Here is a 21723-nt window from a genome sequence, read left to right on the forward strand (position 1 = left end):
GGCTGCTAGCCGCGGCTAATCCTCGATCCCGTAGCGGTGCAGGTCGTTGCCGTGGGTGTCGAGCCAGGTCTTGGCGCGATCGACCGACGAGCAAACCTTGTCGACCACCCTCCAGAATCGCGGCGAGTGGTTCATCTCGACGAGATGGGCGACCTCATGCGCGGCGAGGTAGTCGAGCACGAAGGGCGGCGCAAGGATCAGCCGCCACGAGAACGACAGCGAGCCGGCCGAAGTGCAGGAGCCCCAGCGGCTGGACTGATCGCGGATCGAGATCCGTCGTACCCGCACACCGAGTTCCGCGGCGTGGAGCTGCGCCGCCTTCTGCAAATCCTTGCGTGCCTCGCGCTTGAGGAAATCGTGCACGCGACGGTCCATGTGCTCGACGCCGCCGGCGACACAGAGAATCCTGTCGCCGCTGTCGCGGGTTTCGGTCCAGACCGTGCCGCGTTCGCCGGCGCGGTGTACCAGGCGATGCGGGACACCGCGCAGCGGCACCGTGGTCCCGGGCTGGAACGGCGCGGCCTTCGGCAGACGGCCGAGACGTGCGGCGATCCAGCCGCCATGAAGGTGCGCGAACTCCTTGGCCTCCGCGATCGTGCCGCGCGGCGGCATGGTCAGGATCGCTTCACGGTCGGTCGGATGGATTCTCAGCGTGTAACGCCGCGCGCGTCGGTGCCGGCGCAACCGGATGGTGAAGAATTGGGAGCCGTGCCTGACCACAAGGGTAGCGGGTTCGGCAGGCCGCCGATAAAGGAGCGCACGCGTGGCCATGTCTGAGAGTCCGGGGAGAAGAAGTTCACCCGAACTCTGCCATATCCGCCGCCAGGGAAATCGCTCGGCGCAAAAACAAATCATTTGCCCAATATACAGGGGCTGGCCAGTTCTTGACCTCTACAGGCAGGGGCTGGGACCGCAATTTTTTGGATGAATCGCGGTTAGCGAACAACGCTCAAGAAGTGATGCCATATTCACCCCTTGAGCCTGTCCGGATTCGATATTCCTTTAGTCAATTCAGGGCCTTATCCACCCGCCGGAATTGCGCCGGCAAAACCACCTATTCGGCCGCAGCAACCAGCGACAGCCGCGTATTGGCCGCCGAGACCATGAAATCGGAGATTCGGGGCACGATTTCCGAGCGGAAGCGCGAGCCGTTGAACACGCCGTAATGGCCGACGCCCTTCTGGACGTAATGAACGCGGCGATGACTGGGAATCGCGGTGCAGAGTGCGTGGGTCGCCTCGGTCTGACCAAGACCGGAGATGTCGTCCTTCTCGCCTTCAACCGTCATCAGCGCGACGCGGCGGATTTTCGCCGGGTTAACCGGCTTGCCGCGGTGGGTCATCTCGCCCTTGGGCAGCGCATGCTTGACGAACACGAGGTCGACGGTCTGCAGATAGTATTCCGCGGTGAGGTCCATCACCGCCAGGTACTCGTCGTAGAACTCACGGTGCTTGTCGACCAGATCGCCGTCGCCCTTCACCAGATTGGCGAACAGCGACTTGTGCGCGTCCATGTGCCGGTCGAAGTTCATGCTGATGAAGCCGTTGAGCTGCAGGAACCCCGGATAGACGTCGCGCATCACGCCGGGATGCGGGAACGGCACCTTGGTGATGACGTTGTTGCGGAACCATTCGATGCCACGCTCTTCGGCGAGGTTGTTGACCGCGGTCGGATTGCGCCGCGTATCGATCGGGCCGCCCATCAGCGTCATCGACAGCGGCACGAACGGATCATTGTTGGCTTCCATCACCGACACGGCGGCAACGACCGGCACCGAGGGCTGGCATACCGCGATGATGTGAATGTTGCCGCCGAGCGTGTGCAGCATCTCGATCACATAGTCGACGTAGTCATCGAGGTCGAAACGGCCGGCCGCGAGCGGCACCATGCGTGCATCCGCCCAGTCGGTGATGTAGACCTCGTGTGTCGGCAGGAACGCCTCGACGGTCCCGCGCAGCAGCGTGGCATAGTGACCCGACATCGGCGCCACGATCAGCACGCGCGGCTGCGGCGCGCGCAGCGGACGGATCAGCTTGCGATCGAAATGCAGCAGGCGGCAGAACGGCTTTTCCCAGATCGAACGCACTTCGACCTCGGTGCGGACGCCGTTGACCTCGGTGGTCGGCAGGTTCCACTCGGGCTTGCCGTAGCGGCGGGTGGTGCGCTCGAACAATTCGCAGGCGGCGGCGACCGACTTGCCAAACTCGGTATGCGTCCAGGGATTGAGCGGATTCTGAAACAGGATCTTGGTGGCATCGGTGACCGCACGCGCCGGATTGAGCGACGCTTGCGCCATCTCGTACATCCAGTAGAGCGGCGTCGTAAGTCCCGCACTGCCTTCCACCAGTGGCGGTGCACCGCCAAATTCACCAATCGGCATAGTCGTTCAGGCCCCTTTTCTGCGCCGCAGCATCCTGACGAATGCATCATAATGCGTCAATGCGCCGCTGGCGGAATTTCGGGGTACTGACCAGCTAAAACATCGGAATTCCACGGGAAAGTGACATTTATTCACCACCCGAGAGCAGCGACCCGTGGTGCTTGGCGCTGCGTAAAAGGGCAAGGAAGGTCGCAAAAGAAGCAGTGAACAGGATCGCGTTGATGGCTAGCGCCGACAGCATCAGCTCGGTGCGGAAGACGTGATCGATCAGCAGCGACCGCATGCCCTCGAACACATAGGTCGCCGGCAGGGTCCAGGCGACATATTGCAGCCAGACCGGCAGCACCGCGACCGGATAGTAGATGCAGGCAAGCGGCATCACCGCGAACATCAAGGTCCAGACGATGCTTTCGGCGCCGAGCCCGTTGCGCAGCACCAGCGCCGATGCGAACACGCCGACCGACCAGCTCATGAAGATCAGATTGCAGAAGAAGGCGATCAACGGCAGCCCGATGGCGTAGAAATTGAAGCCGAAGAAGAACAGCGCCAGCAGCGTCATCGGGATCACGCCGATAGCAAGCCGGATCAGGCTCATGATCATCAGCGACAGCAGGAACTCGATCGGCTTCAGCGGGCTCATCATCAGGTTGCCGAGATTGCGCGCCCACATTTCTTCGAGGAACGAGATCGAGAAGCCGAGCTGGCCGCGGAACAGGATGTCCCAAAGGATGACGGCACCGACCAGCGTGCCGCCGGCCCTGGCGAAAAAGCCTGATGTTTGCGCGATGTAGGTTTGCAGGAAGCCCCAGGTGATGACCTGCAGCGCCGGCCAGTACACCAGCTCCAGGAGCCGCGGCCACGACGACATCAGCAGGTACCAATAGCGCAGCACCATCGCATTGATGCGATGCAGTGAAATTCCGCTGGACGCACGGCTGACGGTCTCGCTCATGATGCGCCCTCGCGCGCCCGGCCGCGCGCGACGTCGAGGAACACCTCCTCCAGCGTATCGCGGTTGTAGCGCGCCATGATCCGATCGGGGCTGTCATCGTCCTGGATCTTGCCGCGCTTCATGATGATGACGCGGTCGCAGAGACGCTCGACCTCCAGCATGTTGTGCGATGCGAGCAGGATGGTCGCGTTACGGGCCTTGCGATAGCTCTCGAGGTGCTGCCGTACCCAGTCGGCGGTGTCAGGGTCGAGCGAGGCCGTCGGCTCGTCGAGCAGCAGCAGGTCCGGCTCGTTGATCAGCGCTTTCGCCAGCGCCACGCGGGTCTTCTGCCCGGCCGACAGCTTGCCGTTGGCGCGATCGAGGAAATCCTTGAGGTCGAGATCGGCGGCAAGCTGGTCGATCCGCTCGCGCAAACGCCTCACGGCGTAGAGCCGCCCGAAGATGGTGAGATTCTGCCGCACGGTGAGCCGCATCGGCATGTCGACATAGGGGCTTTCGAAATTCATCCGGCCGAGAACGTCATAGCTCTGCTCGGGAATCTTGGCGCCAAGCACATGGACGCTGCCCGAGGTCGGCAGCACCAGGCCCATGATCATTGCGATCGTCGTGGTCTTGCCCGCGCCATTGCCGCCGAGCAGCCCGGTGATGCTGCCGCGCGCGATGCGGAAGGAGATGTCATCGACCGCACGGGTGGTCTTGTAGTCCTTGACCAGATGCGCGACATCGATCGCGGCCGGTCGATCCGGATCGGCGGCGGGCGGTTGCCCCTCTCTGGTCTGGCCGTGTTGCATATGGCCGTTCAATTGGGCCATTGCGACAATAAGCGCAAGGCTTGCGCCGCCGCCTTGGGCTAAGTCGCAAATAGATCGCGAATTTGTGCGCTGCCCACAGCATAGCTAAAGTCTTGATATGACCGACGTCGCCGCTTCCGATTTCCGCCAACCACGCCGTTATGTCCGCCTGGATACGATCCTGCGGCTGCGCTGGCTCGCCGCACTCGGCCAGCTCGTCGCGATCTTCATTGTCGCCCAGGGGCTGGAATTCGAGCTCCCGATCGTTCCCTGCGTCAGCATCGTGGCGTTCTCGGCGATGCTCAATCTGGCACTGCAGATCGCGTTCAACCCGATGCAGCGGCTGGAGCCGCTCTATGCCGCAGGCCTGCTCGCCCTCAACATCGTCGAACTCGCCGCGCTGCTCTACTTCACCGGCGGATTGCAGAACCCGTTCTCGTTCCTGTTCCTGGTCCCGGTGCTGATCTCGGCCACCGTGCTGCCGCTCCGGCTGACCATTCTGCTCGGCTGTCTCGCGGTCGCCTGCGCCTCGGCGCTGTTCTACCTCCATTTGCCGCTGCCATGGGATCCTGACGATCCGCTGGTGCTGCCACCGATCTATCTGCTCGCGGTCTGGCTCTCGATCCTGCTCTCGATCGGCGTCACCAGCCTCTATGCCTTTCAAGTCACTGAGGAAGCGCGCCAGCTCTCCGACGCGCTGGCCGCGACCGAGCTGGTGCTGGCGCGCGAGCAGCATCTGACCCAGCTCGACGGGCTTGCCGCTGCGGCCGCCCATGAGCTCGGCACGCCGCTGTCGACGATCTTCCTGATCTCGCGCGAGCTCGAGAAGACGGTGCATGACCCGAGCCTCTCCGGCGACCTCAAGACCGTGCGCGAGCAGGCGCAGCGTTGTCGCGACATCCTCGGCAAGATCGCCCAATTGTCCTCGAGCGGCGCACCGTTCGACAACATGAAGCTGTCGACACTGATCGAGGAGGCGGTGGCGCCGCATCGCGACTTCGGCGTCGACATCAAGGTGCGGCTTGCTGTCGCAGCCACATCGGAGCCGGTCGGCGCGCGCAACCCGGCGATCCTCTATGGCGTCGGAAATATTCTGGAAAATGCTGTCGATTTCGCGCACCGGACCGTCGAGGTGAATGCGTGGTGGAATGCAGAGACCGTCGAGGTCGTCATCTCCGACGACGGTCCCGGCATTGCCCCCGACATGCTGAAACGGATTGGGGAACCCTATCTGTCGCGTCGCAGAGGCGCAGATGAGGCCCAAAACGAGCGTGGAGGCCTTGGTCTCGGCGTCTTCATCGCGCGGACGCTGCTCGAACGCACCGGCGCCAAGGTGTCATTCACCAACCGCACCTTCCCCGATCACGGCGCTGTCGTTCAGATCGTCTGGCCGCGCGATCGCTTCGAGGCATCGGCGCCTGAAGCTGAGATTGCTTCCTAGAACAGTTCTACTCGGTCCGCTGGCATTAAGGATGCAGCCGCCTCGACTTTCGTTGCCTTGGCAGTGCCGCAACTGAATCCCATATAATGGCGGTCTGCCACAGGGAATATGAACAGTGACCGCCATCGCCGAACTGAATGATCACACCGACCGATCGCTCCTCATCGTCGAGGACGACAAGCCGTTCCTGGAGCGCCTCTCGCGCGCCATGGAGACGCGCGGGTTCTCGGTGAAGTCATGCGATACCGTATCCGATGGTCTTGCCGAGATCGGCCGCGCCGCGCCGGCCTTCGCAGTCGTCGACCTCCGGCTTGGCGACGGCAATGGCCTCGACGTCGTTTCGGCGCTGAAGCAGAAGCGTCCCGACGCGCGCGCGATCGTCCTCACCGGCTATGGCAACATCGCCACCGCCGTGACCGCGGTGAAGATGGGCGCCGTCGACTATCTCTCGAAGCCAGCCGACGCCGATGACGTCGTCGCGGCGCTGCTCGCGACCGGCACCGAGAAGTCCGAACTGCCGACCAACCCGATGTCGGCCGACCGCGTGCGCTGGGAGCACATCCAGCGCATCTACGAGATGTGCAACCGCAACGTCTCGGAGACTGCACGCCGGCTCAACATGCACCGCCGCACGCTGCAGCGCATCTTGGCAAAGCGCGCGCCGCGGTAAGCGGCGCTTTGGTTTCTCTTCGTCATGGCCGGGCATCGTCCCGGTCATTTGCGTGTTGGGAGTCCAGTACCCCCAACGCACCTGCCGATCTCTAGAACTCGTGCCCCTGCGGATCGGCCAGCCGGTTGATCCGCTGCGCGGCAGCCATCGCAAAGCGCACTGTCATAGCCTTGCGCGTTGCCGCCGGCAGGCGGTGCTCCGGGGCCTCGCAATGCAGATGCGCGCCATAGGCGTCCGCGATGATCAACCCGGTGTCGGCAGGGAAGATCTCGCAGGGCAGATCCTGCGTGAAGGCAAAGAACAACCGGTCGCAATGCAGGCGGTAGTCCTGCCATTTCTGGTCGGCGCGCAAATCCTCCACTGACGATTTGATCTCGACGATCCAAATCTCGCCGCGCTCGTTCAGCGCCACCAGGTCGGCTCTGCGGCCGGACGGCAGCGGCAATTCGCTGATGCAGGAAAACCCCAGCGATCTCAGAAGCCTCGCGGTGCCGCGCGCGACCGCAAGCGCAGTCTCGGACTGGCGTCGGTCGGGCGCGGGGACAAGCGCGATCTGGCGGGCGGGCGATTCCATCCAGGCGAGACTAGCCGATTCCGCGGCGCGCGCCCAACGGCCGATAGCGCCTGAATCGGCCGCACGGGCGACAGCCGGAACCCGCGGCGCCGTTACCGCTTATCTCACGTCTGCGGCCATGGACGGACTGATGAGAGCTGCCTCGTGATCGACGACCTCTGGTACAAGAACGGGGTAATTTACTGCCTCTCGGTTGGCACCTACATGGACGCCAATGGTGACGGTGTCGGCGACTTCAGGGGCCTGTTGCGGCGCCTGGACTATCTGCACGGCCTGGGCATCACCACGATCTGGCTGATGCCGTTTCAACCTTCGCCCGGCAAGGACGACGGCTACGACATATCGGACTATTACGGCGTCGATCCGCGCTACGGGACGCTGGGCGACTTCGTCGAGTTCACCCATGGCTGCCAGCAGCGCGGCATCCGCGTGATCATCGATCTCGTCGTCAACCACACCTCCGACCAGCACGCCTGGTTTCAATCCGCGCGCCGTTCGAAGGATTCGCCTCATCGCGACTGGTATGTCTGGGCGGACAAGCGGCCGGCCAATGCCAACACCGGCATGGTGTTTCCCGGCGTGCAGAAATCGACCTGGACCCGCGATAAGCAGGCCGGCGCCTGGTACTTCCATCGCTTCTACGACTTCCAGCCCGACCTCAACACGTCGAACCCGCTTGTGCAGGCCGAGATCCTCAAGATCATGGGGTTCTGGATCCAGCTCGGCGTCTCCGGCTTCCGCATGGACGCGGTGCCGTTCGTGATCGCGACCAAGGGCGCCAAGGTGCGCAAGCCGGTCGAGCAATACGACATGCTGCGGATGTTCCGCGAATTCCTGCAATGGCGGCAGGGCAACGCGATCATCCTCGCCGAAGCGAACGTGATCCCCGAAACGGACATGGAGTATTTCGGACGCGACGGCGACCGGATGCAGATGATGTTCAACTTCCATGTCAACCAGCACCTGTTCTACGCGATGGCAGCCGCCGACTCGCGGCCGCTGGCAAAGGCGCTCGCGGCGACCAGGCCACGGCCCGCGACGGCGCAATGGGGCCTGTTCCTGCGCAACCATGACGAACTCGACCTCGGCCGCCTCTCCAAGGCGCAGCGCGAGACAGTGTTCAAGGCATTCGGTCCGGACAAGACCATGCAACTCTACGACCGCGGCATCCGGCGGCGCCTGGCCCCGATGCTGGGCGGCGACCGACGGCGCCTCGAGCTCGCATACAGTCTAATGTGCACGCTTCCCGGCACCCCCGTGATCCGGTACGGCGATGAACTCGGCATGGGCGACAATCTCGACCTGCCCGAGCGCAATTGCACGCGCACGCCGATGCAATGGTCGACCGAACCGAACGCCGGCTTTACCGAGAGTGACCGGCCCTGCATGCCGCCGATCGACAAGGGGCCGTATGGCTACGAGCACATCAATGCTGCGAGCCAGCGTCGCGACCCGAATTCGCTGCTGAACTGGACCGAGCGCATCATCCGCATGCGCAAGGAGGTGCCCGAGGTCGGTTGGGGCGATTTCAAGGTGATCGCGACACGCGATCCCGCCGTGTTGATCATCCGCTATGACTGGCGGAACAACTCGGTGCTGTTCATGCACAATCTCGCGGAGCAGCCGCGCGAGGTCTCGTTCGCCGTCGAACTCCCTGATGATGCCGGCAGGCTATTGGTCAACCTTTTGACCGAGGATCACAGCCGTGCCGGTGACCGGGGCCGTCACACGCTGCTGATCGAAGGTTACGGCTACCGCTGGTACCGGGTCGGCGGCCTCGATTACCTGCTCAAGCGCAGCGATATCGACAGCAAGATATCGCGGACGTCGCGTCAGACATCCTGATACGGCCCCAGGATCACGCCCTCGTTGGAGCGCAGCTCGAGCATGCCTTCGAGCTTCTCGCCCTGGCGGTCCATGAATGTCGAGAGCAGGATCTCGCAGTTGAAGCCGATCGCGCTCGAAGTCGTCGCGGCGGGCTCAGCGCCGAAATTCAGTGCGATCACAACGAGGCCGTCGGTGCCGCGGCGCCGGTAGAGCAGGATGTCGCCTTGCGCCGCCACCGGCTCGTAGCTGCCGCTGACGAGCTGCGGCAGCTTGCGCCGCAGGGCGATCATCGCCTTGTAGAAATTGAGGATCGATGCCTGGTCTGCCTCAAGGCTCGCGACATTCTCGCTGATGAAATCATGCGCCAGCGGCAGCCACGGCGTCGCGGTCGAGAAGCCGGCATTGCGATCGGCGCTCCACTGCATCGGTGTGCGGCAGCCGTCGCGGCCGACGCCGATATCGGGCACATTCTTCTCGAAGGGATCGCGCACCTGGTCCGGCGCAATGGTGAGCTGGCGGAGGCCGATCTCGTCGCCGTAATAGAGCGTCGGCGTGCCGCGCAGGGTCAGCAGCAGCATCGCCGCGACGCCCGCCTGCGCCGGCCCGACCCGGCTCGCGACCCGCGGCCGGTCGTGATTGCCGAGCACCCAGTTCGGCCACGCGCCTGGTGGCAGCGCCCTTTCGTAATCGGCGATAATGGCTTCGACCGAGTGCGCGCTCCACAGCGTCGAGAGCAGCGCGAAGTTGAACGGCATCTGCGCGCCGCGCAGATCGTTGCCGTAGTAGGCGACGAGGCGGTTCAGCGGCAGATAGATCTCGCCGATCAGGACGCGATTGTCGAACTCCTCGGTGACGCGGCGCATTTCGCTGATGACGGCATGCACCTCGGGCTGATCCGTCGAATATTGCGTCAGGATTGTCTCGTGCGGCGGGCGGCCCTCGCGATAATGCGGGTTCGGCGGGTTGTCGCGGAATTCGGCGTCCTTGATCAGGTGCCAGATCACGTCGACGCGGAAACCGTCGACGCCCTTGCCGAGCCAGAACCGCATGACATCGTAGATCGCTTCCCTCACCTCGCGATTGCGCCAGTTGAGATCAGGCTGCTGTGCGAGGAAGGCGTGATAATAGTATTGGCCCGACGCCTCATCAAAGGTCCACGCACTGCCGCCGAACTCCGACCGCCAGTTGTTGGGCGGACCGCCGTCCGCCGCGGGGTCGCGCCAGATGTACCAATTGCGCCTCGGATTATCGCGCGAGCTCTTCGCTTCGATGAACCAGGGATGCTGGTCCGAGGTGTGGTTCGGCACCAGATCGAGGATCAGCCTGAGGCCCGCCTCATGCGCAGCGGCCACCAGTTCGTCGAAATCCTCCATCGTGCCGAACAGCGGATCGATGCCCGTATAGTCGGAGATGTCGTAGCCGAAATCGGCCATCGGCGACGGGAAGATCGGCGACAGCCAGACCGCATCGACACCTAGCCGGGTCAGATAGGGCAGGCGCTCGATGATTCCCCTGATGTCGCCGACGCCGTCGCCATTCGTGTCCTGAAACGAGCGCGGATAGACCTGATAGAAAATCCCGTGTCGCCACCAGTCCCTGTCACCCTGATCCATCCCGCACCCCGATGTCGTAATCCGGCCCGCGCGAGGTAAAACCCCCGTCGGTTGGTTCAGGGATGACGCACAATTCGGGACGGAAAATGGCCGCGCCTTGGCTTCGCGAGGCGCATGTAGCCCGAAGCAGCTTCAGTGCCGGCCCATCGCGATCTGATAGATCGAGATCAGGACCTCGAACAGGATCAGGAAGATGATGATCAGCTCCAGCCGCATCGAGCGGCTGGTGTCGATGATGTCGGTCAGGACCTGGGCGCTCTCGGCGATCACTGCGAGCTTGCGGTTCAAGGATTCTGCCCGCTCCTTCAGCTCGTACTCATCCTCGAGCCGGGAATAGAGCCGCTCGAGCTGCGGCTTGTCCCAGAGGATGTCGGGCTTCTCGGCGATCTCCACCGGACCGGCGACGCGGTGCCGCAGCGAGAGCGCGTTGCCGATGTGCTTGAGGATGGCGATGCGGCCGCCGCCGATCTGCCCGTTCTTGGCGAGCCCACGCGCGAACGGTTCGGTGGTGTCGAACACCGCGGCGACCTCGCGCTCGTGCCGCGCCAGCACCACGCTCTTGGCGAGCGCCTCGCCGACCAGGATCAACCGTTCCGGCGACAGGCTTTGCAGATAGATCGGACCGCCCGGCGGTATCTGGTCGTCCTTCTCCGACGCGAGCTCGATGATCGCGATCTCCTCCTCCCGCCGTGTGAACGGCCCGGTCATGCGCGACTGCAGGCTGCGCAGGAATTCATCCTCCTCCAGTGCATTCAGCCCGATCAGGACCACGACACCGTAACGGAACAGGATCGCCACGCCATTGTCATTGACACGGAACGCCAGCGGCGTGGTCGCCAGCACATCGCCACGCTCCAGGCCGGACGTGGTGATGCGGTCCGCGACGAAGAACGCGCGGGCCGTGGTACGAGCCCCGCCGAGCGGCGATTTGGAAGCCTGGGTCATGGAATTCCGAGCTGAAGGACCAATAGGTTCTGGCATCACGAGCTTATCACGGTCTGTTTTGGGATCACACGCCGGGAACTGCAGGTTTGTCCGTGTTGACGGCCAATCCTGGAAGCCTATGGTGACGCCATGGATGACAAGACCGAGACCAAACCGAAGGCTGGCGCGATTATCGTGCCGGTCACGCTGTTCGAGCAGAACTGCACCATCATCTGGCACGAGCCGACCAAGAAGGCCGTGGTGATCGACCCCGGCGGGGACGTCCCGAAGATCCAGGCCGCGATCAAGCAGACCGGCGTGACGGTCGAGAAGATCTGGTTGACGCATGGTCATATCGACCATGTCGGCGGCGCCGCCGAGCTGCGCGACGCGCTGCAGGTCAAGATCGAGGGCCCGCATATCGCCGACAAATACCTGCTCGACAATGTGGTCTCGAGCGGCGAGCGCTTCGGCATGACCGGCGTGCGCAACTTCGGTCCCGACCGTTGGCTCGACGAGGGCGATCAGGTCTCGATCGGCGACCTCACCTTCGACATCCTGCATTGCCCCGGCCACTCGCCAGGCAGCGTGGTGTTCTTCAACAAGGAGCTGCGCTTCGCCCATGTCGGCGATGTGTTGTTCGCCGGCTCGGTCGGGCGGACCGACCTGCCCGGCGGCAGCCATCCGACGTTGATCCAGTCGATCAAGGAGAAGCTGCTGCCGCTCGGCGACGATGTCGGCTTCATCTGCGGCCATGGCGCCGGATCGAGCATCGGACAGGAGCGGATGACGAATCCGTTCCTGACCGGCGAGATCTAGGCGCGCCTAAAGCGCGATGTGATCCGGTCTCGTCATCGCGCATTAACCCTTCGTTTGAGCATGATCTCCGCGCAACGCTTCGCGTTTGCCGGAAAACCGCTGCGCGCATTTCCGGATCATGCCCTCTAGGGCTTCGGCTGCTCCTTCATCAAGCCTGCGGCGGTCAGCGCACGGGCGATGACGCGGCCGACATTGACGCCGTTGCTCCGCGACTTGCGCACTCGGGTGGTGCGGCGGCCGGACACGGCTACGGGCACCGACTCCGGTGGCGGCACCGGAATCGTCATGGAAACCGTGTCGGCATTCTCGCGGGGCACCCCCGTCGGCGCGATCCGCGGCTGGCGAACCTGATCTGTCAGGCCGAAGAATTCAGCGATGTGGTAGGACGACGAGATTCCGGCCTCGATCAGGAACGCGCCCTCGACGCCGTAACGCTCGTCATTGCCGGCAAGTCCGAGCGGCGTGCCGTGCGCCATGTCGGTGATCGAGTAGGATTCGACCAGCGTCTCGCCGTCGGCGTTCCACCACACCTCGCGCGGATGGCCATCGACATCGGCCTTCGACATTGCCGTCAGCGGCAGGCCGTGAAGGTCGAGCCACTGCTTGACGATCGCATCGCCATTGCCCGGATGCACGGTGCGGTCGGCGCTGCCGTGCCACACCGAGATCTTCGGCCAATCGTGCTCGTGTTTCGACGCCTTGCGCACGAGGTTGCCGAGCTCCGGCGCCGACAACGCGCTGCCGTGCATCATGACATGCAGCGCCTCGCGCACGTTGCCGGCGACGCCAAACGGCAGGCCAGCGATCACGGCGCCGGCCGCAAACACATCCGGATAGGTCGCAAGCATGACGGTCGCCATCGCGCCACCGGCAGACAGCCCCGTCACAAAGACCCGGCGCGGATCGATCTTGTGCGCGCCGGCGATGTGTCCGACCATCTGCCTGATCGACTGGGCTTCGCCATGGCCGCGCGCGATGTCTTCCGGATTGAACCAGTTGAAGCAGGTGTTGCCGTTGTTGATGGGTTGCTGCTCTGGCATCAGGAGCGCGAATCCATAGTGCTTCGCCAGCGTCGACCATCCGGCTCCGAGATCGTAGGAGGCGGCGGTCTGGCCGCATCCGTGCAGCACGACGACCAGCGCAGGCGACCGCGCCAGTTGCGCAGGCACGAACGAGAACATCCTCAGTGCGCCGGGATTGGTGCCGAACTCCGTCGTCTCGACGAGCGGCGTCGGCACGGCGGACGCAAGTGCGCCGAGGCCGCTGAACGCGTTCATCTTCGGCAGATGACGCAGAAATTCGACGTTGTTGACGAGTGACAACAGCAACTCCTGGAGTGATTTGCTCTGATGTTTACGACACCAGATAGTTGCTGCACTGCAAAATAAAAAGACCGTGCGCGGTCAGTCCACCGGAAATGTGAGAATCGGCGTTAATGCGTGATCCGTTCGCTGTTTGAGCATGTTCGCTGCGGAAAACCGCTGCACATCCTTTCAGATTACGCGCCGGCCCGGCGCATCCATGACAGAAATACGGCTGAAATCGAGATCGACAGCACAAACAATGCGCATGACGCAAACAGCGCCACGCGTGCCGACATCATGGTCTCAACGGCGAAGAAGACCGCACCAACCGCGGCGACGCCCGCCGCGTTACCGATCTGCGTCGTCGTGCCGTACATGCCGGAGCCTGCACCGGCACTCGCAGGTTTCACGGTCGACAGCACCGCGCTCGACAATGGCGCCATCACCAGCCCCTGGCCGTAGCCGAAGATCATCAGCAGCAGCGCCAGCGTCGGCACTGACGGCGCCGCGACGGCTTCGACCGTTATGACCAGCGCCGCGAGCGCGACGATCTGCAGGCCGCAGCCCTCGATCAGCACCAGCGTGCCGCGATGCTTCGCCCTGATGCCGCTGTGGCGCGAAGCCACGACGAAGGTCAGCGCCAGCGGCACGAAGACAAGCCCCGCCTCGAGCGGCGGGATTTGCAAGCCTTTCTGCATGAACATGGTCATGACGAGATAGAAGGACAGGTTGGCGAAGAAGAAGAAGAACACGGCGACCAGCCCGCGCATGAAGGCCTGATCCGACAGCAGCGAGAGATCGATCAGCGGCATGCCGCCGCGGCGCGCCACCGAGCGCTCCAGCCGCACGAAGGCGGCGATGATCGCGGCGCCCGCCGCCATCACCAGCCAGACCCACGGCGTCCAGTCGAGATCATGGCCGAACAGCAGCGGCCCGATCAGGCACAACAGACCGGCGAACAGCACCGCCGCGCCCGATATGTCGAGCCGCGTGCCGACGCGGCGTGGCACCGTCGGCATGATCTTCAACGCGGCAATGACGATGATGGCGCCGCAGGGCACGTTGACGAAGAACACGGCGCGCCAGCCGAGGCCGGCGAGATCGAGCGTCACCAGCACGCCGCCGAGCATGAAGCCCGCTGCCCCCGCAAGCCCCAGCACGATGCCGTAGATCCCGAATGCCCGCGTCCGCGCACCGTCGGCGAACAACAGATGCAGCGTCGCCAGCACCTGCGGCACCATCAGCGCCGCAGTCGCGCCCTGTGCCAGCCTTGCTGTGATCAGCTCCGGGCCGGATTGCGCCAGGCCGCACCACAGCGAGGTCACCGAGAAGCCTGCAACGCCGGCAATGAATACGTTCCTGGTGCCGTAGATGTCACCGAGCCGACCGCCGGTGACCACCAGCGTGGCATAGGCGATCAAATAGATCGCGATCACCGCGTCGATCTGTGCCGACGTGGCGTGCAGTTCGGTTGCGATCGTCGGGATTGCGACATTGACGATGAAGGCATCGACGCCGAACATGAACTGCGCGGCGACGACGGTCGCAAGCACCCACCAACGGCGGGATGAATCCACCGGGTTAGAGACGATCTGATGCATCGGCTGCAGTCCTGCCCGAATTCACGTTGCAGCCGACATCAGCAGATTCCGGTCATCCCCTCGATTACCTCCGACGTAAGCGATTGATCACGGGTCTGTCAGCCCGGCGCTCGTGAGCGCATCGCCCGGGTCGGCTGCAACTTGCGTTGACGCGCTGGAAAACATTCCGGGCAGCGGCAAGTGGCGTCGATTTGCGCAACAACCATGCGAGCGCTGCAGCCCCGGAGCATTGCCTTGCCTCGGCCCACCCCGTAGGTTTGCAACAAGCCCCCCAATAACAAAAAGCCGGAGAGAACGACACATGGCGCGCCTCAAGTTCGGAGCCTTCCTCGCCCCGCATCACCCGATCGGCGAGCATCCGATGCTGCAATTCCGCCGCGACCTCGATTTCGTCGAGCAGCTCGATGCGCTCGGCTATGATGAATTCTGGTGCGGTGAGCACCATTCCTCGGGCTGGGAGACCATCGCCTCACCGGAAATGTTCCTGGCTGCCGCCGGCGAGCGCACCAAGCGGATCAAGCTCGGCACCGGCGTGATCTCGCTGCCCTATCACCACCCCTTCAACGTCGCCCAGCGCATGGTGCAACTCGACCACATGACAGGCGGCCGCGCGATCTTCGGCTCCGGCCCCGGCGCGCTCGCCTCCGATGCCCACACGCTCGGCATCGACCCGATGACCCAGCGCGACCGCCAGGACGAGGCGATCGCGGTAATCCGCCGCCTGTTCAATGGCGAGCGCGTCACGGCCAAGACCGGCTGGTTCGAGATGCATGACGCCGCGCTGCAGATCCTGCCGCTGCAGGAGGAGATGCCCTTCGTGGTGGCCTCGCAGATCTCGCCGTCAGGCATGACGCTCGCCGGCAAATACGGCATCGGCATCATCTCGCTCGGCTCGATGTCGACCCAGGGCCTGATGGCGCTGCCGCAGCAATGGCAATTCGCCGAGGACGCCGCCAGCAAGGCCGGCACCACGGTGAGCCGCTCCAACTGGCGCGTGCTGCTGTCCTGGCACATCGCCGAGACCCGCGAGCAGGCACGGCGCGAGGCCGGCGCCGGCCTGATGCGCTGGCACAACGAATATAATGTCGGCACGCTGATGCGGCCGGGCCTGACCGCGTTCGGATCGCCGGACGAGGCCGTCGACAAGACCGCTTTCGTCGAGGGCGCGGCCTCCACGATCGGCACACCTGATGACCTCGTGAAGATGATCAAGAACCTGGTGCAGGTATCCGGCGGCGTCGGCACTATCGTCGGCTTCGCGCACGACTGGGCCAATCCGGAAAACACCCGCCGCAGCTGGGACATGGTCGCGCGCTACGTGATCCCGGAGATCAACGGCTATATCGACGGCCTGCGCAAGTCACGCCAGTTCGTGATCGACAACCGCGCCGTGTTCGAGCGAGCCGGCCAGGCCGTGATGGCCAAGATCATGGAAAACGACAAGGCCGCCGCCGCCCTTCAGCAGACCGGACCCGGCCGCGTCGCGATTCCCGCCGTGAATGCGCCGGACTTGCAGAAGGCGGCCGCGAAGCAGAAGGCGTGAGGCGTTGCCGCAGGGCCGCAAGCCGGACCGGCTGATGTGGCCGATCCCGAAGCCGCGCGACGGGCTCGGGGTGATGGCGGAACCGGCGTAGCGCCGGTCACGCCGCCGCCCCGATTCCCACCACCTCGATGCCGTCGACGCGACCGCGTATCGGCAACGTTCCTAGATCCTCCAAGGGAAACGGCGGCGGCGCGGCAAAGCGCGCCGTCGACGCCCGCGAGGCGAGGAAGCCGCCGTGGACCTTGCGGCTCAATTCTTCGAGCCGCGCTGCGGTGTTCATGACGTCACCGTTGAACACGATCGCACGCTTGACGTCACCGATCTCTCCGACGATGACCGGTCCGAAATGCAGGCTGCCGCGAATTTGCGGCACCACGCCGAACTCGCGTTCGAATTGCGACGCGGCCTTCTGCAGTGCCCGGCGCATCGCCGCGAAACATCGCAGCGGCCGGCAGTCGATCGCGCCGTGCCCCTCCGGCCAGGTCACGATGATCTCGTCGCCGACATAGTTGAGCACCTCGCCGCGATAGTCGACCACGGACTGCGTCAGCAGGCGGAAGGTGCGGTCGAGGAAGCGATGAATGCCGATACCGCCGAGCCGTTCGGCAAGCCCGGTCGATCCGGCGATGTCGACGAACAGCACGAAGCGGTTTTCCTCGACCGGTTGGTGATAACGCCCGGTGACAAAGTTCATGAAGGCGCGCGGACCGATCAGATTGGCGATGCTGAAGCCCAGATTCACCAGCATCGAAACGCCAGCCGAATAGGCGAAGCTCGACCAGAAATCCTCGTACGCCCCCTTCAGCGGCAACCCGATGACACGCTCGCCCGGTTGAAGCAGCTGGATGACGATGATGATGGCGGCATAGATGGCGCTGCGCACCGCCAGATTGACGACAAAGGACAGGCGATTGAGCCAGTCCCAATCCTCGAGCATGAACAGTTCGACCGCACCGATGATGCCGGCGAGCAGGAAGCCGTAGGTTGCGCCGGCGACCAGCGACGGCCCGCTACCGCTCCGGCCGAAACCGACCACGATTCCGGACAGGATCCCGACGACGATGACCGCCGTGAGATATCGCAGCTTTCGTGCGACCCGGGGGTTCATGCGCGGCGGAGGTCGTGACAAATCGTCCATCGATCTGGTCGTTGCGGACATGGCCGCGTTCTCCTTCCGCCCCATCGCGAGCCGCGCAAGCGACGAAGCAATCCGGTCCCCTCGTTGCCGCGCCTGAATCGTGTCGCTGCGCCATGATGACGGTGCTTCGACCTATCCCCCGATCGAGCGCTCGCTGTCGCCGATAATCCCCACCCGTCCCGGACAACGCAAGCGCAGGCGTTGACGGCCTTCGGCATCCGCGGGTCCGGCTGTGGCTGGAAGGACACAACTGCGGGTTTTCAGTCGCAGCGGCCTTATTTTGGTTCGGCTGATCACGTGAAGTAACGATCGATGACGAAGCTGTTCGAGGAGTTCAAGCAGGGTTGGCAGGGGGTTTCGCAGCCCTCGACGCTGTTTGCGACCGGTTTCGCGCTGTTCTGTCTCGTTTTGGCCACGGCCACGCGCTTCGGGCTTGCCCAGATCAGGCCGGATGTGTTCTTCACGCCGTACTTTCCGGCCGTGTTCTTCGCCACCGCCTTTGGCGGCTTCCGGACCGGGATCGCCACAGCGATCGCGAGCGGGGCGCTCGGCGTCCTCGTCAATTTCAGCGGCGCAGAGGTCGATCCTGCCCGTTTCGCCTTGCTGATGATCTTCTGGACGGTCTGCGGCATCGTGATCTGGGGCGTCGCGCACTACCGCGCGCTGGTCGCGCAGCAGCGCGAGGTCTCCAAGCGGCTGATCGAGGAGGAGCAATACCGCAGGCTGGTGGTCGACGAGTTGCAGCACCGGCTGAAGAACAAGTCCTCGACCATTCATGCCGTGCTCCACCAGGCGCTGCAGGACCGGCCCGAAGTGTGGGACCGCATCGACCACCGCATCCGCGCGCTGTCGGCGACCGATGATCTGATCGCGCGGGTCGACGGCTATGGTTGCGATATCAGGGACATGCTGCGCTCTGAGCTCGGGCCCTACGGCCATGTGCGGTTCAACCTCAATGGCGAGCAGTTGTTTCTGCCTGCCAAGCTCGCGGTTTCGCTGGCGCTGATCTTCCACGAACTCGCCACCAACGCCGGCAAGTACGGCGCCTTCTCCTCGCCGCGCGGGTTCCTCCAGGTGTCGTGGACCGTCGATGACGGTCGCCTCAACGTGACCTGGGACGAAACCGAGGTGCCGGCGATCGAGGCGATCGGCGAAGCCGGATTCGGTACCAAGCTGCTGAAGTCGGCGCTGCGGCCGTTCGACGGCAAGACCGAGATCAGCTACCTGAAGACCGGCATCCACTGCACCATGCAGTGCCAGGTTCCGCCGGGCTGACAGTCACTCCCGAAACGACGCAGCATCTGGCAACCGCGCGAGCCGCAAGTGCTTTCGCAAGGCGCGACACCGGCGCATTGACACTCTGTTAATGACGATGTGCCGATGGCTTGCGAAGCCTGCCATTGGTTCACTCTGTCGCCGCTTTTCGCGGTTCCGCTTAACCAAACCTACAACGGAGTTTGCCAAGCTCCGCGCATGCATGGTTTCACCAAACACGATTTTCAGTCCGGAGCGCCAATGCCTGGAAATGAAAGCAATTCCAGCAATGAATTGCTTATTTTGCGCGACCTTCTCCGCCTGCTGCCCTCGGGGTTGACCGTCCAGGACGAGCACGGCGAGTTCATCTTCGTGAACGACGCTGCGGCAGTCCAACTACGGCTTGCCGCCAATGCGACCCAGCCGACGCAAGTCGATGACCGCCACGAAACCTGCCTTGAATTGCTGCGAAGCGGCCGCGAGGTGGTGCTCGAGGAAGCCTTGACCTATGGCCCGGCCAAGCGAGTGTTCCTGACCTCGCACCGGCCGGTACAGATCGCCGGGCGCAGCCTCCTGATCTCCTCGTCCGCCGACATCACCGAGCAGAAGGCGTTCGAAGACCAGTTGTTCCGCTCCGCCTACTACGACGAGCTGACCGGCCTGCCGACGCGCCGGGTGATCGAGCATCGCGTCAACAGCCTGATCGGCCGCGACGGGCCGGAGCGACATTTCGCCCTCGCCTTCCTCGACGTCGACAACTTCAAGCACATCAACGACTATTACGGGCATGCGATCGGCGATGCACTGCTGGTCGAGCTGTCCAAGCGGCTCGGTCTCGCGTTGCGCGAGACCGACATCCTGTCGCGCATCTCCGGCGACGAATTCCTGCTGCTGCTCAATCCGATCAGCGGCGACCATGAGGTCGCCGAGTTCATCCACGTGATGCAGGAGCGGCTGAAGGCGCCGTTCTTCATCGAGCAGTCCGAGATCTTCGCCTCGACCTCGATCGGCGTCAGCCTGTATCCGCAGCACGGCCGCAGCTACGAGGCGCTGCGGCAGAATGCCGACATCGCGATGTACCGCGTCAAGAACAACGGCAAGGGCTCGACCGCGTTCTTCGACGCCAGCATGGAGCGCGAGGCGCTGGCACGGATGAAGATCGAGCAGTCGCTGCGGCTGGCAATCCTGGAGAAGCGGTTCTGCTGCGCGTTCCAGGCCAAGGTCGACATCCGCACCCAGGAGGTCAAGGGCATCGAGGCCCTCGTGCGGCTGCGCGACGACGAGGGCGTGATCCAGGCGCCGGGCACCTTCATCAACCTCGCCGTCGAGCTCGGGCTGATCGACGAACTGACGCGCCTGGTGCTGACGGAGATCGTCAAGTCGATCGACCTGATCAACGACACGTTCGGAGCGGACGCGACGATCAGCATCAACGTCGCCGCCAAGCAGGCCGCCAATCCGGAGTTCATGCGCCCGTTCGCGCGCGCGCTGGAGGACACCGGCTTTCCGAAGCGCTTCATGATCGAGGTGACCGAAGACGCCTTCATCACAAAATCGCAGTTCCAGGACGAGATCCTGCCGATCCTGCGCAAGATAGGCGTCGGCATCTCGATCGACGATTTCGGCATCGGCTATTCGTCGCTGTCGGCGCTCGCCGACATCACCGCCGACGAGATCAAGATCGACCGCTCCTTCATCACCGACATCCATAAAAGGCCACGCAGCCAGGGCATCCTGCGCGCGATCGAATCCCTGAGCGAGGCGCTCGGCATGACCGTTATCGCCGAGGGAATCGAGTCGTTTGAGGAGCTTGCCTATTTGCAGGCAGCGACCAAGATCCGCTATGCGCAGGGCTTTTATTTCGCCAAGCCGATCTTCCTCGAGGACCTGAGGCCCGCAATCCCGCTCGCCAGCGAAGCGCGCGCCAGCATCGCGGCCCGCCCGGCGCTGGAATCGCGCACGGCGTATTCCCGCGGCGACGGCTATCGGCGCTGACACCTTCTCCCCGATGCTCTCCTCGCAAGAACGGGGAGAGGGAGTGAGAGCGTCACTTCTCCAGCGCCGGAAGCGGCCTCACGCTGTCGTTCTGCGCACCGGCCTGCATCGTGATCAGCGTCATCGAGACCAGGTCGTAGTAGCCCATGATGCCGATGATATCCATGATGCCGCGCTCACCGAACTTCGCCAGCGCCGCCTTGTAGACCTCGTCGCTGACCTTCCTGTCGTGGTAGAGCGCCATGCCGAGATCATAGAGCGCGGCCTCGTCGTCCTTCATGGTGTCGGGGCGTCTGCCGTCCGCGATCGCATCCGCGATCTTTGCATCGAGACCGCCTTTCAGCGCCAGCGGATAATGTGCCGACCATTCATATTGAGCGGTCCAGTGCCGTGCGGTGATCAGGATCGCCATTTCGCTGAGCCGTGGCGGCAGCGACGTGTTCCAGCGCAGATAGTCCGACAGGTTGGACAGCCTTGGCGCCAGATCGGGATTGCGGATATAGGCGCGGTAGGGCGGCGCGGTGAATTTGGCGTTGCGCGGCGGCACCGCGATCAGGTCGGCCCAAGCCCTTTGCGCCGGCGACAGGTCCTCCGCCCTGAGCGGCGTGAAGCGGGTGATCTCCTCGCTGGCGCCGGGCCGCGGAGTGAGCGCCAGGACCGCCGCCAGAATGCCTGCTCCGAGCCATTGCCGCATTGTCGATCTCCCCTTTTGATGCGGTCGTTGCGCCGCCTTGCTGCAGTCAAGCTTAATGCCGGTCGCCGGCGATGCAACGGGATGCCGCCAACGGCGATCCTGCCGTCCGCGACCGGCACCTCCAGAGCCGGAACGGACCGATTAAGCGTTGAGTAACCGGTTTTGCTAACGCGTTGTGCGAACTCTGCAGCGTAATCATTCCA

Annotated in this window: 18 protein-coding genes; 7 read left to right on the forward strand and 11 right to left on the reverse strand. The window is 63.9% G+C overall.

The genetic code is table 11. From position 1 onward, the window contains the following. Nucleotides 1-15: 15 nt before the first annotated feature. The 4 genes from JQ586_RS02045 to JQ586_RS02060 all read right to left on the reverse strand — a co-directional run bounded on the left by JQ586_RS02045 (nt 16) and on the right by JQ586_RS02060 (nt 4123). Nucleotides 16-855: a M48 family metallopeptidase gene (locus JQ586_RS02045; RefSeq protein ID WP_212392805.1), complete on the reverse strand. Its 840-nt coding sequence runs from the start codon at nt 853-855 to the stop codon at nt 16-18. 199 nt (nt 856-1054) lie between these two features. Continuing rightward, the gene (locus JQ586_RS02050; RefSeq protein WP_212392806.1) at nt 1055-2380 is read right to left on the reverse strand and encodes a polyhydroxyalkanoate depolymerase; all 1326 of its coding nucleotides are present in this window, start codon (nt 2378-2380) and stop codon (nt 1055-1057) included. Nucleotides 2381-2507: 127 nt separating this feature from the next. Beyond that, nucleotides 2508-3332, reverse strand: a complete 825-nt coding sequence (locus JQ586_RS02055) for an ABC transporter permease (protein WP_212392807.1) — start codon at nt 3330-3332, stop codon at nt 2508-2510. Beyond that, the gene (locus JQ586_RS02060; protein WP_249147193.1) at nt 3329-4123 is read right to left on the reverse strand and encodes an ABC transporter ATP-binding protein; all 795 of its coding nucleotides are present in this window, start codon (nt 4121-4123) and stop codon (nt 3329-3331) included. The genes JQ586_RS02055 and JQ586_RS02060 overlap by 4 nt, the downstream gene beginning before the upstream one ends. Nucleotides 4124-4241: 118 nt before the next feature. Between JQ586_RS02060 and JQ586_RS02065 the strand changes: the two genes are divergently transcribed. Further along, a complete protein-coding gene (locus tag JQ586_RS02065; RefSeq protein WP_212392809.1) occupies nt 4242-5564 on the forward strand; it encodes an ActS/PrrB/RegB family redox-sensitive histidine kinase in 1323 nt (440 codons plus the stop codon). A 115-nt stretch (nt 5565-5679) separates the two neighbouring features. Next, nucleotides 5680-6234 carry an ActR/PrrA/RegA family redox response regulator transcription factor gene (locus tag JQ586_RS02070; RefSeq protein WP_212392810.1) on the forward strand — a complete coding sequence of 185 codons (555 nt, stop codon included), beginning with the start codon at nt 5680-5682 and terminating at the stop codon, nt 6232-6234. 91 nt (nt 6235-6325) lie between these two features. On the opposite strand, the gene JQ586_RS02075 is transcribed toward JQ586_RS02070, so the two are convergent. Next, nucleotides 6326-6808 carry an MmcB family DNA repair protein gene (locus JQ586_RS02075; RefSeq protein WP_212392811.1) on the reverse strand — a complete coding sequence of 161 codons (483 nt, stop codon included), beginning with the start codon at nt 6806-6808 and terminating at the stop codon, nt 6326-6328. A 144-nt stretch (nt 6809-6952) separates the two neighbouring features. On the opposite strand from JQ586_RS02075, the gene JQ586_RS02080 reads away from it, so the two are divergent. Continuing rightward, a complete protein-coding gene (locus JQ586_RS02080; RefSeq protein WP_212392812.1) occupies nt 6953-8653 on the forward strand; it encodes an alpha-amylase family protein in 1701 nt (566 codons plus the stop codon). Here JQ586_RS02080 and JQ586_RS02085 read toward each other — a convergent pair. Continuing rightward, nucleotides 8641-10248, reverse strand: a complete 1608-nt coding sequence (locus JQ586_RS02085; RefSeq protein ID WP_212392813.1) for an alpha-amylase family glycosyl hydrolase — start codon at nt 10246-10248, stop codon at nt 8641-8643. The genes JQ586_RS02080 and JQ586_RS02085 overlap by 13 nt on opposite strands. 132 nt (nt 10249-10380) lie before the next feature. After that, the gene (locus tag JQ586_RS02090; protein ID WP_212392814.1) at nt 10381-11193 is read right to left on the reverse strand and encodes an RMD1 family protein; all 813 of its coding nucleotides are present in this window, start codon (nt 11191-11193) and stop codon (nt 10381-10383) included. Nucleotides 11194-11322: 129 nt separating this feature from the next. Here JQ586_RS02090 and JQ586_RS02095 point away from each other — a divergent pair, with 129 nt between their 5' ends. Next, the gene (locus tag JQ586_RS02095) at nt 11323-11991 is read left to right on the forward strand and encodes an MBL fold metallo-hydrolase (protein ID WP_212392815.1); all 669 of its coding nucleotides are present in this window, start codon (nt 11323-11325) and stop codon (nt 11989-11991) included. Nucleotides 11992-12116: 125 nt separating this feature from the next. Here the strand turns inward: JQ586_RS02095 and JQ586_RS02100 are convergent, their stop codons facing one another. Both JQ586_RS02100 and JQ586_RS02105 read right to left on the reverse strand, forming a co-directional pair. Beyond that, nucleotides 12117-13313, reverse strand: coding sequence for a PHB depolymerase family esterase (locus JQ586_RS02100; RefSeq protein WP_212392816.1), 1197 nt, complete (start codon nt 13311-13313; stop codon nt 12117-12119). 176 nt (nt 13314-13489) lie between these two features. After that, nucleotides 13490-14896 carry an MFS transporter gene (locus tag JQ586_RS02105; RefSeq protein ID WP_212392817.1) on the reverse strand — a complete coding sequence of 469 codons (1407 nt, stop codon included), beginning with the start codon at nt 14894-14896 and terminating at the stop codon, nt 13490-13492. A 301-nt stretch (nt 14897-15197) separates the two neighbouring features. Here JQ586_RS02105 and JQ586_RS02110 point away from each other — a divergent pair, with 301 nt between their 5' ends. Next, nucleotides 15198-16439, forward strand: coding sequence for an LLM class flavin-dependent oxidoreductase (locus tag JQ586_RS02110; protein WP_212392818.1), 1242 nt, complete (start codon nt 15198-15200; stop codon nt 16437-16439). 97 nt (nt 16440-16536) lie between these two features. Here the strand turns inward: JQ586_RS02110 and JQ586_RS02115 are convergent, their stop codons facing one another. Next, the gene (locus JQ586_RS02115; RefSeq protein ID WP_249147194.1) at nt 16537-17598 is read right to left on the reverse strand and encodes an adenylate/guanylate cyclase domain-containing protein; all 1062 of its coding nucleotides are present in this window, start codon (nt 17596-17598) and stop codon (nt 16537-16539) included. A 291-nt stretch (nt 17599-17889) separates the two neighbouring features. Between JQ586_RS02115 and JQ586_RS02120 the strand changes: the two genes are divergently transcribed. Continuing rightward, nucleotides 17890-18852: a sensor histidine kinase gene (locus JQ586_RS02120; protein WP_212392819.1), complete on the forward strand. Its 963-nt coding sequence runs from the start codon at nt 17890-17892 to the stop codon at nt 18850-18852. Between the two features lie 240 nt (nt 18853-19092). Further along, entirely contained in the window at nt 19093-20826 is a 1734-nt protein-coding gene (locus JQ586_RS02125) for a bifunctional diguanylate cyclase/phosphodiesterase (protein ID WP_249147195.1), read from the forward strand. Between the two features lie 52 nt (nt 20827-20878). Here the strand turns inward: JQ586_RS02125 and JQ586_RS02130 are convergent, their stop codons facing one another. Next, nucleotides 20879-21520, reverse strand: a complete 642-nt coding sequence (locus tag JQ586_RS02130) for a carboxymuconolactone decarboxylase family protein (protein WP_212392821.1) — start codon at nt 21518-21520, stop codon at nt 20879-20881. Between the last annotated feature and the right edge of the window lie 203 nt (nt 21521-21723).

Origin of the sequence: Bradyrhizobium jicamae (assembly GCF_018130215.1) — a bacterium.
GTDB classification, from domain to species: Bacteria; Pseudomonadota; Alphaproteobacteria; order Rhizobiales; family Xanthobacteraceae; genus Bradyrhizobium; species Bradyrhizobium jicamae_A.